The 15,565-nt window shown below is 61.5% G+C and carries 11 protein-coding genes; all 11 read left to right on the forward strand.

The genetic code is table 11. From position 1 onward, the window contains the following. Nucleotides 1–11: 11 nt before the first annotated feature. The 11 genes from ACZZ0A_RS11820 to ACZZ0A_RS11870 all read left to right on the forward strand — a co-directional run bounded on the left by ACZZ0A_RS11820 (nucleotide 12) and on the right by ACZZ0A_RS11870 (nucleotide 15,557). The gene (locus ACZZ0A_RS11820; RefSeq protein WP_007918139.1) at nucleotides 12–965 is read left to right on the forward strand and encodes a D-2-hydroxyacid dehydrogenase family protein; all 954 of its coding nucleotides are present in this window, start codon (nucleotides 12–14) and stop codon (nucleotides 963–965) included. A gap of 582 nt (nucleotides 966–1,547) precedes the next feature. Continuing rightward, a complete protein-coding gene (glgA, locus tag ACZZ0A_RS11825; protein WP_007918141.1) occupies nucleotides 1,548–3,134 on the forward strand; it encodes a glycogen synthase GlgA in 1,587 nt (528 codons plus the stop codon). An 18-nt stretch (nucleotides 3,135–3,152) separates the two neighbouring features. Continuing rightward, nucleotides 3,153–4,955, forward strand: coding sequence for a malto-oligosyltrehalose trehalohydrolase (gene treZ / locus ACZZ0A_RS11830; protein ID WP_463543128.1), 1,803 nt, complete (start codon nucleotides 3,153–3,155; stop codon nucleotides 4,953–4,955). Next, nucleotides 4,952–7,030 (forward strand): 4-alpha-glucanotransferase, encoded by a 2,079-nt coding sequence (gene malQ / locus ACZZ0A_RS11835; protein ID WP_463543129.1) that lies wholly within the window; start codon nucleotides 4,952–4,954, stop codon nucleotides 7,028–7,030. The genes treZ and malQ overlap by 4 nt, the downstream gene beginning before the upstream one ends. Continuing rightward, nucleotides 7,027–9,801 carry a malto-oligosyltrehalose synthase gene (locus tag ACZZ0A_RS11840; protein ID WP_463543130.1) on the forward strand — a complete coding sequence of 925 codons (2,775 nt, stop codon included), beginning with the start codon at nucleotides 7,027–7,029 and terminating at the stop codon, nucleotides 9,799–9,801. Before malQ ends, ACZZ0A_RS11840 begins: the two co-directional genes overlap by 4 nt. A gap of 21 nt (nucleotides 9,802–9,822) precedes the next feature. Next, nucleotides 9,823–10,137, forward strand: coding sequence for a DUF2934 domain-containing protein (locus ACZZ0A_RS11845; protein WP_463543131.1), 315 nt, complete (start codon nucleotides 9,823–9,825; stop codon nucleotides 10,135–10,137). A gap of 226 nt (nucleotides 10,138–10,363) precedes the next feature. Continuing rightward, nucleotides 10,364–12,523 carry a glycogen debranching protein GlgX gene (glgX, locus tag ACZZ0A_RS11850; protein ID WP_414894316.1) on the forward strand — a complete coding sequence of 720 codons (2,160 nt, stop codon included), beginning with the start codon at nucleotides 10,364–10,366 and terminating at the stop codon, nucleotides 12,521–12,523. 1 nt (nucleotide 12,524) lies between these two features. Next, nucleotides 12,525–13,523, forward strand: a complete 999-nt coding sequence (locus ACZZ0A_RS11855) for an acyl-CoA dehydrogenase family protein (RefSeq protein ID WP_007918164.1) — start codon at nucleotides 12,525–12,527, stop codon at nucleotides 13,521–13,523. After that, nucleotides 13,520–14,278 carry a PIG-L deacetylase family protein gene (locus tag ACZZ0A_RS11860; protein WP_007918166.1) on the forward strand — a complete coding sequence of 253 codons (759 nt, stop codon included), beginning with the start codon at nucleotides 13,520–13,522 and terminating at the stop codon, nucleotides 14,276–14,278. Before ACZZ0A_RS11855 ends, ACZZ0A_RS11860 begins: the two co-directional genes overlap by 4 nt. Beyond that, nucleotides 14,275–14,874, forward strand: coding sequence for an SAM-dependent methyltransferase (locus tag ACZZ0A_RS11865; protein WP_463543132.1), 600 nt, complete (start codon nucleotides 14,275–14,277; stop codon nucleotides 14,872–14,874). The genes ACZZ0A_RS11860 and ACZZ0A_RS11865 overlap by 4 nt, the downstream gene beginning before the upstream one ends. Next, nucleotides 14,871–15,557, forward strand: coding sequence for a glycosyltransferase family 2 protein (locus ACZZ0A_RS11870; protein WP_007918170.1), 687 nt, complete (start codon nucleotides 14,871–14,873; stop codon nucleotides 15,555–15,557). The genes ACZZ0A_RS11865 and ACZZ0A_RS11870 overlap by 4 nt, the downstream gene beginning before the upstream one ends. The last annotated feature ends 8 nt before the right edge of the window (nucleotides 15,558–15,565 follow it).

Below are 15,565 nucleotides of genomic sequence, written 5' to 3' on the forward strand. Positions count from 1 at the left end.
AGGTAAGGCTGATGGCGGTGCAGATTGCAGTGATCGATGACTGGCAGGACGTGGCCCGCGACGTGGTCGACTGGTCAGTGCTCGATAGCCTCGGTGAAGTGACCTTTGAACACGATTACCCGGCCGACAACGCCACACTGGCCGAACGGCTGGGCCGCTACCAGGTAATTTGCGTGATGCGCGAGCGCACGCGGTTCGACGAAGACTTGCTCAAGCGTTTGCCCAATCTCAAGTTGCTGGTCACCGGCGGCATGCGCAACGCAGCGCTGGATATGCAAGCGGCCGCCAGGCTGGGAATCAAGGTCTGCGGCACCGACAGTTACAAGCACGCCGCCCCGGAGTTGACCTGGGCGCTGATCATGGCGGCCACGCGCAATCTGGTGAATGAGGCGAATGCCCTGCGCGCCGGTCATTGGCAGCAAGGACTGGGCGGCGATCTGCATGGCAAGACCCTCGGCATTCTCGGTCTCGGCAGTATTGGCCAGCGCGTTGCGCAGTTCGGTCAGGTGTTCGGCATGCGGGTCATCGCCTGGAGCGAAAACCTCACAGCCGAACGGGCGCAGCAGGTTGGCGTGACCTACGTGAACAAGCAGGAACTGTTCGAGCAGGCCGATGTGTTGTCGGTGCATCTGGTGCTCAGCGAGCGCAGTCGCGGGCTGGTCGATGCGCAGGCGCTGGGCTGGATGAAGCCGACGGCGCTGCTGGTCAACACCGCGCGCGGGCCGATTGTCGATGAAGCGGCGCTGATCAAGGCCTTGCAGAAACAGCACATCGCCGGGGCAGCGCTGGATGTGTTCGAACACGAGCCGTTGCCGGACATGCACCCGTTTCGCACACTCGACAATGTCTTGGCGACTCCGCATGTGGGGTATGTCAGTCGGCAGAACTATGAACAGTTCTTTTCGCAGATGATCGAGGATATTCAGGGATGGGCGGCTGGTAATCCAATTCGTGCGTTAAATTAACCCCCACTGTAGGAGCTGCCGCAGGCTGCGATCTTTTGATCTTCGCTTTTAAACGCAAAATCAAAAGATCGCAGCCTTCGGCAGCTCCTACAGGTGTTGTCTGTGTCAGCCGATCAACAAACTGCCCGCACCACAACAGTGCAACCGCCCTTCCCGCTAGCACAAAATCGTGACCGTCCAGTCACCGTTTTGGCCCTCCCTCGCAGAAAAACCTGCACTTCGTCGGTGCGTTTGCTCCTCAAAAGCAAGGTTGGTGCTGACAGCCAACCGATTGTCGAACAATTTACCCATTTGCTCTGGCCCGCTCTAGGATCTGGCCTAGACTGACTTTCGCGGGGTAAAACCGACCAGTCACATTGCCGAAAAAAAGTCGAAACTTTTGCGCGCGGCGACGGGTCATCAGAAAGACAGGGCCAAAGCGACTGGTGCAATCCTTGCAACGGCCCAATCACCCATTCTGCTTGCGCGTGTTGGGTAGCGTTTGCTCACCGATGCGTGGCGCGTTTGCGCCCGGCCACAGGACTTGGCCATGGACATCGCTTGTTCAAGACAAGAATCAGATCAACGAGACGGGAGATTCATATGATCAGTGCGGCATTGGATATTCAGGGAGAGCGTGCTCAGCAGGCGGTTGGTGAATCGAGCACCGTCAGTGTTCCCGGCAGCCGACAGATCAACGTCCCCGGCACCAAAACGCTGACTCCAGTAGCGAGCCAGAACCCCAACAAGAAAAAAGTGTTGTTTGTTACCTCGGAAATTGCCGATCTGGTCAAGACCGGCGGCCTGGGTGACGTGTCTGCCGCCCTGCCCCGCGCCATGGCTCATCTGCACGATGTGCGGGTGTTGATCCCCGGCTACCCGCAAGTGATGCACAGCGAGAACCCGATCCACATCATCGGCGAACTTGGCGGCCATGCCGCGCTACCACCGTGCAAGATCGGCCGCATGGATATGCCGGACGGTCTGGTGATCTACGTGTTGATCTGCCCCGAATTGTACGAGCGCGAAGGCTCGCCCTACGGCGCCAACAACGGCCGCGACTGGCCGGACAACCACATTCGTTTCGCCCGTTTGGGTCTGGCTGCTGCCGACATCGCCGCCAACCTTGCACAAATTCACTGGTGCCCGGATCTGGTGCATGCCCATGACTGGCCGGCCGGTCTCGCGCCGGCCTATATGCACTGGCGCGGGCAGCGCACGCCGACCCTGTTCACCATTCACAACCTCGCCTATCAAGGCGTGACCAGCCTCGGCTCCTGCCCCGAGCTGGGTATTCCCACCCATGCCCTGCAACAGGAAGGCATGGAATTCTACGGCAAGATGTCATTCCTCAAGGCCGGCATGGCGTATTCGAGCCATATCACCACGGTCAGCGCCACTTACGCGCAAGAAATCACCACCCCGGATTTCGGCTGCGGCCTCGACGGCTTTCTCGCCGCCAAGACCCAGCAAGGTTTACTTAGCGGCATCCCCAACGGCATCGACGAGAGCTGGGACGCCGCCACCGATCCGCACCTGTTCGCGCCGTTTGCCATTGGTGACTGGGAAGGTAAAGCGGTCAACGCTGCGCATGTGCGTGAATTATTTGAATTGAATGACTCAGAAGGCCCGCTGTTCGCCGTGGTGTCGCGACTGGTCTATCAAAAAGGTCTGGACCTGACGATCGCGGTATCCGAGTACATCGTAAAAAACGGTGGCCAGATCGCCATTATCGGTCGCGGCGAACCTGAAGAAGAACAAGCCATGCGCGAACTGGCCCTGCGCTTCCCAGGCCAGATCGGCGTGCGCATCGGCTTCAACGAAACCGACGCCCGACGCATGTTTGCCGGCAGCGATTTCCTGCTGATGCCTTCGCGTTACGAGCCTTGCGGCTTGAGCCAGATGTATGCCCAGCGCTTCGGCTCGCTGCCGGTCGCACGCAATACCGGCGGGTTGGCCGACACCATTGAAAACGGCGTCACCGGTTTTCTCTTCGACGAATCCACCGCTGAAAGCTATCAGGAAGCCCTGAGCCGCGCGTTCAAGGTGTTCGCCTTCCCCGAACTGCTCAATGCCATGCGTTGCCGGGCGATGGCTGCGCCGTTCAACTGGTGCAAAGCGGTCGAACCGTACGCCGAACTCTACGAACAACTGGTCGCCAAGGCGCTGGGTAAAGCTCACCACAAATAACCAGGGAGGTTCACCACGATGCCGTTACGGTCTACTGAAACCTGGCCCCACGGCGCGATCATGCTGGACGCCGAACACACGCAATTTGCGCTATGGGCGCCGGATGCGTTTTACGTGAGTGTCGAACTTGAAAGCGGCCAGTCGCTGCCGATGCTGCCTCAGGTAGACGGCTGGTTTGTGATCAAGGCCCGCTGTCCGGCGGGCACGCGTTACCGCTATAACATCGACGGCGAACTGGAGGTGCCCGACCCGGCCTCCAGGGCACAGGACGGCGACCTTGACCGCCACAGTGTGGTGGTCGATCCGCTGGCCTATCAATGGCGACACACGGCCTGGCACGGTCGGCCATGGAGCGAAGCGGTGATCTACGAGTTGCACGTCGGTGCGCTCGGGGGTTTCGCTGAAGTCGAACAACATCTGGCGCGGCTTGCAGGCTTGGGCATCACCGCCATCGAACTGATGCCGCTGGCGCAATTTCCCGGCGAACGCAATTGGGGCTACGACGGTGTTTTGCCCTACGCCCCGCAAGCCTCCTACGGCACGCCGGAACAACTCAAACACCTGATCGACAGCGCCCACGGTCATGGTCTGGCGGTGATTCTCGACGTGGTTTACAACCACTTCGGCCCCGACGGTAATTACCTGCATCGTTACGCCAAAGGCTTTTTCCGCGAAGACAAACACACGCCATGGGGTGCAGCGATCGATTTTCGCCGCGACGAAGTGCGCGAGTTTTTCATCGAAAACGCCTTGATGTGGTTGCTCGAATACCGCTTCGACGGTCTGCGCCTGGACGCGGTGCATGCCATCGAAGACCCGGATTTCCTCACCGAGATGGCCCAGCGTATCCGCGCGCAGATCGACCCGAGCCGGCATGTCTGGCTAACTGTGGAAAACGAACTCAACCAGTCGAGCCTGCTCGAATACGACTACGACGCGCAGTGGAATGACGACGGTCATAACGCCTTGCACGTCCTGCTCACCGGCGAAACCGACGCCTATTACGCCGACTACGCCGCGCAACCCACCGAACAATTGGTGCGCTGCCTGAGTCAGGGGTTTGTCTTCCAGGGACACATCACCCGCCATGGCGAACCGCGTGGCGAGCCCAGCGAACACCTGCCGTCCACGGCGTTTGTGCTGTTCCTGCAAAACCACGACCAGATCGGCAACCGCGCGTTCGGCGAACGCCTGCATCATCTGGCTGATCCGCGCGCCGTGCAGGCAGCGACCGTGTTGTTGCTGCTGTCACCGATGATTCCGCTGATGTTCATGGGCGACGAGTTTGCCGCCGAGCAGCCGTTCCTGTTTTTCACCAGTCACCACGGCGAACTGGCCAAGTTGGTGCGTGAGGGCCGCCGTAATGAATTCGCCGCATTCAGTGCCTTCACCGATCCGCACAAGCGCGAGCAGATTCCCGACCCGAATGCCGAAAAAACCTTCCACGCCTCACAGCCGAGGTTGGTCGGCCATGGCAGCGCAAAACAGCAGGAAACCCTGGAGCTGTACCAAAAGCTCCTGCAATTTCGCCATCAATACATCATTCCCCATCTGTCCGGCACTCAGGCCCTCGGCGCCCATATGCTCGGTTATGGCGCGGTCAGTGCGCGCTGGCGTCTGGGCAATGGCAGCGAGCTGCGAATTGACCTGAACCTCAGCGACACGCCAGTGGTCAACCCTCCACAGACCGAGGCCGTGTGGTTGTTTCAGCAGCCATCCACCGCCGATCTGTCGGAATCGGGCGAACTGCCCGCGTATTGCGCGCTTGTCAGCCTCACGGCCGCAACCCCTTTGCAACCTCTGGATGGAGAGCGCCTATGAGCGATGCGCAACTGGAAATTCTTGCCAGCCGAGCCGGCCTTGCCGTCGACTGGATCGACGCCAACGGCCGCCCGCAAAAAGTCGCCCCGGCGGTGCTGCGCAATGTCCTGATCGGCCTCGGCCACCCGGCCAGCACGGCGCAGGAAATCGACGCCAGCCTGTTGGAACTGCAAGCCGTTCAACAAGACCGCCACCTGCCGCCGCTGTTGACCGCCGATGTCGGGGTCGGCGTGGATCTGGCGCGGTACTTCGCGCCGGAGACGCCGTGTGAAATCCACCTTGAAGACGGCTCGCGGCTGAACCTGAAACTCGACTCTGAAGCGATACTGCCGGGACTGATCCCGGTCGGCTATCAACAGGTGCACATCAGCGATCAGTATTTCACCCTGGCCGTGGCCCCGGAGCGCTGCTTCAGCGTCGGCGATGCGGTGGATAATCCGATTCCCCGCGTCTGGGGCCTGAGTGCGCAACTGTATGCCTTGCGCCGCGCCGGCGACGGTGGTTTCGGCGATACCCAAGCACTGGAAGATCTGGTCCGCGTGGCCGGTGAGCGCGGCGCCGATGCCCTGGCGATCAGCCCGCTGCACGCCATGTTCAGCGCCGATACCGGGCGCTACAGCCCTTATTCGCCATCCAGTCGGTTGTTCCTCAATTCTCTGTACGCGGCACCCGGGGCCATTCTTGGTGAGCGCGCCTTGCGTGATGCGATCGACGCGGCCGGCCTGGCCGAGCAGTTCGCGCAACTGGAAGACCTGACACTGATCGACTGGCCGAGCGCCGCCGACGCCAAGCAAAAACTCTTGCAAGCGTTGTACGAAGGTTTCATCGCTGGTGACCACCCGCTGCACCCGGACTTCGCCAGTTTCCGCCACGCCGGTGGCGAAGCACTGGAAAATCACTGCCGTTTCGAAGCTATTCAGGAAATGCGCGCCGCCCGTGGCGAAAACCTCGACTGGCGGCAATGGCCAGAACACTGGCACGACCCACGCGGTGCAGCGCTCGAAGCGTTTGCCGAAGAATACGCCGAACGCATTGGCTATTTCGCTTTTTGCCAATGGCTGATCCACCGTTGCCTGGAACGTGCGCAAACCGCCGCCCGCAGCGCCGGCATGGGCATTGGCCTGATCGCCGATCTGGCGGTGGGCGCCGACGGTGCTGGCAGTCAGGCCTGGAGTTTTCAGGATGAACTGCTCGCCTCGCTGACCGTGGGCGCACCGCCGGACATTCTCAATCGCTCGGGCCAGGGTTGGGGCATTTCCGCGTTCTCCCCCGAGGGCCTGATCCGCAATGGTTTTCGCGCCTTCATCGACATGCTGCGCGCCAACTTCGCCCACGCCGGCGGCCTGCGCATTGACCATGTCATGGGTCTGCAACGCTTGTGGGTGATCCCCAACGGCGCAGTACCTGCCGATGGCGCCTATCTGTATTACCCGGTCGACGACTTGCTGCGATTACTGACCCTTGAATCCCATCGCCATCAAGCGATTGTCCTGGGTGAAGACCTCGGCACCGTGCCCGATGGCCTGCGTGAAAAGCTTATCGCCCGCTCGATGCTCGGCATGCGCGTGTTGCTGTTCGAACAGGACAACACTTATTTCAAGCCGATTCTCGACTGGCCGGACAACGCATTGGCCACCACCAGCACCCACGACCTGCCGACGCTCAACGGCTGGTGGCATGGCCGCGATATCGACTGGAATGCGCGCTTGGGGTTTGTCGATGCCAACGGTGAAATCGAATGGCGCCAGCACCGCCAGCGCGAACGCGAAGGTTTGCGCAGCGCCTTGAGTCAGGACCCGCAGAATTTTCGCGAGGAATCCCACGAGGCCGATCAAGTGGTCGATGCCGCGGTGCGTTTCCTCGGACACACCCGTACCCCTCTGGTGCTGTTGCCGCTGGAAGATGCGCTAGGCATCAACGAACAAGCGAATCTGCCGGGCACCATCGACACCCATCCAAACTGGTCACGGCGCTTGCCCGGCACCAGTGAGGCGCTGCTCGATGGCGCGGATGCGGCGCGACGTCTGGAACTACTCGCGTGCGCGCGTCTTCAGGCTGCCGAGCGTGACCAATGAATCAAGCGCTTATCCAGCCCCTGCGCGCGACACTGCGCCTGCAATTTCATAAGGGTTTTACCCTTGAACAAGCCGTGCCACTGGTGCCGTACTTCGCCCGGCTCGGCATCAGCCATATTTACGCCTCACCGTTGCTCGCGGCGCGGGCCGGTTCCATGCACGGCTACGATGTCGTCGACCCGACCCAGGTCAACCCGGAACTCGGTGGCGAAGCGGCGTTACGGCGCTTGGTCAGCGCCCTGCGTGAACACAACATGGGCCTGATCCTCGACATCGTCTCCAACCACATGGCCGTCGGTGGCAACGACAACCCGTGGTGGCTCGACTTGCTGGAATGGGGGCGACTGAGCCCTTACGGCGAGTTCTTCGACATTCAATGGCACTCGCCGGACCCGTTGATGGAAGGCCAATTGCTGCTACCGTTTCTTGGCAGCGATTACGGTGTGGCCTTGCAGGAAGGCACGCTGAAACTGCAGTTCAATGCGCAGACAGGCAGCTTCCATGTCGAGCATTACGACCATCACTTCCCGATCTGCCCGAACGATTACGGTGAATTGCTCAGGTCCGAGGAAACGTTGAAGGCGCTGGCCGATCGCTTCAGTTCCCTCAGCTATCAGACCGATGCCCATTCGCTGGCGATTCCGCTGAAAGAAGAATTGCGCCAGTTGGCGATTGATCCGCAGATCCTCGAAGCGATCCAGAACAACCTGAAGCATTACGATTCGAGCAGCGAAGAAGGCTTCGACAAACTGCATCAGTTGCTGGAACGCCAAAGCTATCGCCTGGCGAGCTGGCGCACGGCGGCGGATGACATCAACTGGCGGCGTTTTTTCGACATTAACGAACTCGGCGGTTTGCGCGTCGAACGTCCGGCGGTATTCGAAGCCACCCACGGTAAAATCTTTCAGTTGATCGCCGAAGGCTTGGTCGACGGTTTGCGCATCGACCACATCGACGGCCTCGCCGATCCGCGTGGTTACTGCCGCAAACTGCGCCGCCGGGTTGATCTGCTGGCACCGGGCAGGCATTTGCCGATCTACGTCGAGAAGATCCTTGGCGCCGGCGAAACCCTGCACCGCGACTGGGCGGTGGACGGCACCACCGGTTACGAGTTCATGAATCAGCTGTCGCTGCTGCAACACGACCCGGACGGCGAACACGTGCTCGGTGATCTGTGGCAACGGCGCACCGAACGCCCGGCCGCATTCATCGAAGAAGCGCAACTGGCGCGTCAGCAGATCCTTAACGGTTCGCTGGCCAGTGATTGCGAGAGCGTCGCCCAGGCCCTGCTGCAGGTCGCCCGCGATGACCTGATGACTCGCGACTTGACCCTCGGTGCGATCCGCCGGGTGTTGCAAGCGCTGATCGTGCACTTCCCGGTCTATCGCACTTACATCAGTGCGATGGGTCGCTCCGAGCAGGACGAGGTGTTTTTCCAGCAGGCCATGGACGGGGCCCGGCAAACGCTGAGCGAAGCCGATTGGCCGGTGCTCGACTGCGTTGCCGCTTGGCTAGGTGGCACGCCATTGCGGCGCAAACCGCGCGGGCGTTCACGCAAGATCCTCAAACATGCCTGTGTGCGTTTTCAGCAACTGACCTCACCGGCGGCGGCCAAAGCCGTTGAGGACACCGCGCTGTATCGCTCGGCGGTGCTGCTGTCACGCAATGACGTCGGCTACAACACCGAGCAGTTCAGCGCCCCGCTCAGCGACTTTCATGCGGTCAATCAGCAACGGCTGGACGAGTTCCCCGACAACTTGCTGGCCACCGCGACCCACGATCACAAACGCGGCGAAGACACCCGCGCGCGTCTGGCCGTGCTCAGTGAACGCAGCCATTGGTACGCCGAGCAGATCGAACTGTGGCGCGCCCTCGCCCGGCCGGTGCGCGTTGACGATCAGATGCCGTCGAGCGGCGATGAGCTGATCCTCTATCAAGCGTTACTGGGCTGTTGGCCGCTGCAACTGCGCGATGACGATCAGGCCGGGTTCGCCGATTACGCCAAACGCATCTGGCAATGGCAACAGAAAGCCCTGCGTGAAGCCAAGTTGCAAAGCAGTTGGAGTGCGCCTAACGAAGCCTATGAAAACGCCGCGCAGGCATTCACCGAAAAACTCCTCACCGGTGAAGAAGGCGAGCTGCTGCGCGCCGCACTAAGCAAGACCGTCAACAGCATCGCCGCTGCCGGCGCCCTCAATGGCTTGGCGCAAACCTTGCTGCGCATGACCGTGCCGGGGGTGCCGGATCTGTATCAGGGTAATGAGTTCTGGGACTTCAGCCTGGTCGATCCGGACAATCGCCGGCCGGTGGATTATGCCGCTCGTGAACACGCCTTGCAGGAGCCATTGCCACCTGTGGAGTTGTTGGCGAACTGGCGTGACGGGCGCATCAAGCAAGCCTTGATCGCCCAGGTGTTGAACCTGCGTGTCGAGCATGCCGAGCTGTTCCGCCGTGGCCGCTACCAGGCCCTGGAAGTGCTCGGCAGTCAGGCGCACAACGTGCTCGCGTTTGCCCGTGAGTACGAGGGCCAGCAGGCCATCGTGATCGTGCCGATCCGTTGCGCAAAGCTGCTGGAAAACGGTGCTGTACCTCAAGTCGATGCGCTGCGCTGGGGCGACACGCGGGTGGTTCTACCGTTCGCCGCCTCTGAAACAAACCTGAAGGGACTTTTTTCAAGCAGCGCAGTCACAAAAAACAGGGAGCTGAATATCAGCGACGCGCTGGGGGATGTCCCGGTCAATCTCTTTATCCAACACTTAACACAAGCATGAGTTCAGTTCAGGAGCATTGCGATGAGTACCGACGATAAACGCATTCGCGAATTCGCCTATCAAATCTGGGAATCGGAAGGCAAGCCTGAAGGGCACGAGGAGCGCCATTGGGAAATGGCGCGCAAGCTCGCTGAAGCCGAAGCGCTGGCGCCGAAGAAACCGCCAAAAGCCTCTGACAGCAAAGCCGCGGGCAAGACTAGTGAGGCCAAGGCCCCAGCCGCCAAGCCAAAACCTGCGGCCAAAGCCAAACCGGCCAGCGCTGCAAAAGTGATTCCCCCGGGTGAAAAGCCCGCTGAGAAAAAGCCTCGGGCGCCGAAGAAGCCTTCGGCGATCTGACGCTCTAACTGGATTATTGAACTGAATGAACGTGTGGCGGGTTCGCTCGCCACCGAGGACGCGCTCGTCCTCAAGAAACCCACCAATCCCCTGTAGGAGTGAGCCTGCTCGCGATAGCGATCTGACATTCAACATCGATGTCGCCTGATAGACCGCTATGGCGAGCAGGCTCACTCCTACAGGGGGATGTGTAAGCCCAGAAATTACCCGTTTTGCAGGAGCAATCATGACCCGTCCAAAGAATGCCGAACCCGCCGCGCACGCCGAGCCGTCGAGAATCCGTGAAGGCCTGCCCTTCCCGCTCGGTGCGACCTGGGATGGTCTGGGGGTGAACTTTGCTCTGTTTTCCGCCAACGCCACCAAGGTCGAACTGTGCATCTTCGACGATGCCGGCGAAGTCGAACTCGAACGCATCGAACTGCCGGAATACACCGACGAGATCTACCACGGCTACCTGCCCGATGCGCACCCGGGGCTGATTTACGGCTACCGCGTCTACGGCCCTTACGACCCGGCCAACGGTCATCGTTTCAACCACAACAAACTGCTCATCGACCCGTACGCCAAGCAATTGGTCGGCGAACTGAAATGGTCGGAAGCGCTGTTCGGCTACACCATCGGCCACCCTGACGCCGACCTCAGTTTCGATGAGCGCGACAGCGCGCCGTTCGTGCCCAAGTGCAAAGTCATCGACCCGGCGCACACCTGGGGCAACGACCATCGCGTCAGCGTGCCGTGGGACAAAACCATCATTTACGAAACCCACGTGCGCGGCATCAGCATGCGTCACCCTTCGGTGCCGGAGAACGTACGCGGCACCTTCGCCGGGCTGATGGTCGACGATGTGCTCGAACATATTCGCAAGCTCGGCGTGTCCACCGTCGAGTTGCTGCCGATTCACGCCTTCGTCAATGACCAGCATCTACTGCACAAAGGCATGACCAACTACTGGGGCTACAACAGCATCGCCTTCTTCGCTCCGGACCCGCGTTATCTGGCCAGCGGCAAGATCGCCGAGTTCAAGGAGATGGTTGCGCACCTGCACGAAGCCAATCTCGAAGTGATTCTCGACGTGGTCTACAACCACACCGCCGAGGGCAACGAGCAAGGTCCGACCCTGTCGATGCGCGGCATCGACAACGCCTCGTACTACCGTTTGATGCCGGACGACAAGCGCTTCTATATCAACGATTCCGGCACCGGCAACACGCTGGACCTGAGCCATCCGTGCGTGCTGCAAATGGTCACCGACTCGCTGCGTTACTGGGCCAGCGAGATGCACGTCGACGGCTTCCGTTTCGACCTGGCGACTATTCTCGGCCGCTATCACGATGGTTTCGACGAGCGTCACAGCTTCCTCGTCGCTTGCCGTCAGGACCCGGTGCTGCGTCAGGTGAAAATGATCGCCGAGCCGTGGGACTGCGGCCCCGGCGGCTATCAGGTGGGCAACTTCCCGCCGGGCTGGGTCGAATGGAACGACAAGTTCCGCGACACCGTGCGCGCGTTCTGGAAAGGTGACGACGGCCAGGTTGCCGACTTCGCCAGTCGCATGACCGCCTCCGGCGAGATGTTCAACCAGCGCGGACGGCGGCCGTACTCGTCGGTGAATTTCATCACCGCCCACGACGGCTTCACCCTCAACGATCTGGTGTCGTACAACGACAAGCACAACGAAGCCAACGACGAAAACAATCAGGACGGCAGCAACAACAACCTGTCGTGGAACCATGGCGTAGAAGGCCCGACCGACGATCCCGAAATCAATGCCCTGCGCCATCGGCAGATGCGCAATTTCTTCGCCACCCTGCTGCTCGCCCAAGGCACGCCGATGATCGTCGCCGGTGATGAATTCGCCCGTACCCAGGACGGCAACAACAACGCTTATTGCCAGGACAGCGAGATCGGTTGGGTCAACTGGGACCTGAGCGAGGACGGCAAGGCGTTGCTGAAATTCGTCAAGCGCCTGATCAAGTTGCGTCTGGCTTATCCGATCCTGCGTCGCGGCCGCTTCCTGGTTGGCGAGTACAACGAGGACATCGGCGTCAAGGACGTCACCTGGCTGGCACCCGACGCCACCGAGATGACCACCGAGCATTGGCACGATGCGCACAACCGCTGCCTGGGCATGTTGCTCGACGGCCGCGCGCAGGAAACCGGGATTCGCCGCAAGGGTGCGGATGCGACGCTGCTGCTGGTGGTCAACGCCCACCACGACATCGTCAATTTCACCTTGCCGGAAGTGCCGGAAGGCAGCTTCTGGACTTGCATGATCGACACCAATCAGCCGTCGATTCGTGGTCAGGAACGCTTCGATTTCGGCCACGAATACTCGGTCACCGGGCGCTCGCTGCTGCTGTTCGAACTGCAACGTGATGAAGAAGACTGATATGGACCTGCACCGTTATCTCGCCCGGCGTCCGGCGGATTATCCGCACACCGTAGCGCTCGGCAATTGTCTGCGGGCGCTGGTCGAGGCCGGGCTGGATCGTTTGCCGTTGCCGGGCAGTGGCCGCACGCTGGAACGTTTTCAGTGTCTGGCGGAGGTCGCTGGGCATGACCTCGGTTTGTGCAAACTGTTCGAAGGCCATACCGACGCACTGGCGATCATCGAGCAATTGGGCGGTTCGCCGACACCGGGCAGTACGTGGGGCATGTGGGCGGCGGAACCGCCGCAGGCGCGGGTCAAGGTCAGCCCGGCCGGGCACATGGTCGCGCTGCACGGGCGCAAGGCGTGGTGCTCCGGGGCCGCCGTGCTCAGCCACGCCTTGCTCACCGCGTGGGATGCCGATGATCAGCAACAACTGGTGGCCGTCGCCCTCGACCAACCGGGCGTGACCGTCACCGAGCAAGGCTGGCAAGCCGTGGGCATGGCCGCCACTGGCAGCGTGGAGGTGCTGTTCGACGGCGCCGAAGCACAGGCCATCGGCAATCCCGGCGACTATCTGCAACGACCGGGTTTCTGGCAAGGCGGTATCGGTATTGCGGCGTGCTGGTACGGCGCCGCAAGGCAAATTGCCGAAGCGTTGCGCGCACAGTGTGAGCAACGCCCGGAGCCGCACGCCCTCGCCCATCTCGGCGCGGTCGACAGTGCCTTGCAGGCGGCCGCCGATGTCCTGCGTTTCAGCGCCCTGCACATCGATGCACACCCCGAGGACAACGCCGAACTGCTCGCCCGTCGTGCCCGCGCGGTGGTCGAGCAGTCGGCGGAACAGGTGCAGCGAGAGGTCGGTCGCGCCCTCGGCGCCGGGCCGTTTTGCAAGGATCGGCACTTTGCCCGGCTCAGCGCCGACCTGCCGGTGTTCCTGCGTCAGAGTCACGCCGAACGTGATCTGGCTGCGCTCGGGAAAATGGTTGCCGGGCAATCCGCGGAGGCATGGGCGCTATGAAAACCAATCCGATTGTCGGTCAGGGTACGAGCCTGCATCAATGGCAGGCTTCGCGGCATCTGGCGGAACTGGACAGCATCGACATCCTCAGTCTGGTGCCACCCGGCGCACGGGCGGTGATTATCGCGCCGCACCCGGACGACGAAGTGCTGGGTTGTGGCGGTTTGCTGCAATTGCTCGCGGCTGCTGGACGGCCTCTGCAGCTGATTTCAGTCACCGACGGCAGCGCCAGTCACCCCGGTTCCAGTCGTTGGCCGGTCGAACGTCTGAGCGTGGTGCGCCCGCAGGAGTCTGCCGAAGCGTTACGCCGCCTCGGTTTGCCGATGCATCGCGTGAAGTGGCTGCGCGGTGGCTTCAGCGACACCCAGGTGGCCGCTCAGGAAGCAGAGCTGGTGAATTTCATCGAGCGTCATCTGCGCCCCGATGACGTGCTGTTCACCACGTGGAGTGAAGACGGTCATTGCGACCACGAAGCCGTCGGCCGCGCCAGTGCCGAAGCTGCCCGCCGCGTCGGTGCGAGTTGCCATGAATTGCCGGTGTGGACCTGGCACTGGGCAACCCCGGAAGACGCCTTTGTCCCGTGGCAACGCGCACGCAAGATTCTCCTGACGCCGGCGCAAGTTGCGCGCAAGCGCCACGCGGTACATGCCTTCGCCAGTCAACTGGAGGGCGATCCTGACGCCGGACTCGGTCCGGTGCTCGCGCCGTATGTGCTCGATCGCCTCCTACAGCCCTTCGAAGTGGTGTTTCTATGAGTGTCGAAGATCGCTACTTCGATGGCCTGTTTGCCGGCAACGACGACCCGTGGGCGTTCCGTGAGCGCTGGTACGAGCAGCGCAAACGCGCGATCACTCTCGCTGCCCTGCCGCGTCCGCACTACCGGGCAATCTTCGAACCGGGCTGCGCCAACGGCGAGTTGAGTGCCGAACTGGCCAGCCGCTGTGATCGCCTGCTGTGCTGCGACACCGCCAGTGCGGCGGTGACCTTGGCGCGCACGCGTTTGAGTCTGTTCGATCATGCCGAAGTGCGGCAAAACCGTCTTCCCGGCGACTGGCCGGAGGAAAAATTCGACCTGATCGTATTTAGCGAGATCGGCTACTACCTCGATGGCGAAGATCTGACAGAAGTGATCCGTCGGGCCAGTGATTGCCTGACTGCCGACGGCCAGTTCCTTGCCTGTCACTGGCGTCCGCCCATCGATGGCTGCCCGCTGAACGCGCGGCAGGTTCATGACCTGATCCACGAAAAATTGCATCTGCCGCGAGTGGCGCTGCATCAGGAAGCGGATTTCCTCCTTGAGGTGTGGAGCCGGGAGCCGCGCTCGGTAGCGGCACTGGAGGGCTTGCGATGATCGGCATTCTGATCCCGGCGCACAACGAGGAAGACTTGCTCGACGACTGTCTGAACGCGGCCATGCGCGCCAGCCGCCACGGTTTACTGGCTGGCGAAAAGGTTGAAGTGTTGGTGGTACTCGACAGCTGCACCGACCGCTCGGCGCAGATTGTCAGCCGCTATCCGGTGCTGAGCCTGCACATCGATGCACGCAATGTCGGCCAGGCCCGGGCGGCCGGCGCACAACTGTTGCTGGAACGCGGCGCTCGCTGGATCTCCTGCTCGGACGCCGACAGTCGGGTCGCCGACGACTGGCTGGTCGCCCAGCTGGGGTTGGGGGCCGACGCGGTATGCGGTACCGTCACCGTCGAACGCTGGCACGAGTCGTTCGATGCCGCGGCGCAAATCCGCTATCACCGGCATTACCGGGCCTGTGATGGCCATCGGCACATTCACGGCGCGAATCTGGGCATCAGCGCCGACGCCTATCGCTGGGCCGGAGGCTTTAAACCGTTGGCCTGCGATGAAGATGTGCAGTTGGTGCGAGAGCTGGAACGGGACGGTGCCAACATCGCCTGGAGTCATCGCCCGCAAGTCCTCACCAGCGCGCGGTTCGACAGCCGTGCTCGTGGTGGCTTTGGTGACTATCTGCGAAATCTGGCACAGATGGAGCAAAAAAAAGCGGATCAGATTGATCTGTGACGCGACGG

This window comes from Pseudomonas sp. AC242, assembly GCF_979258655.1.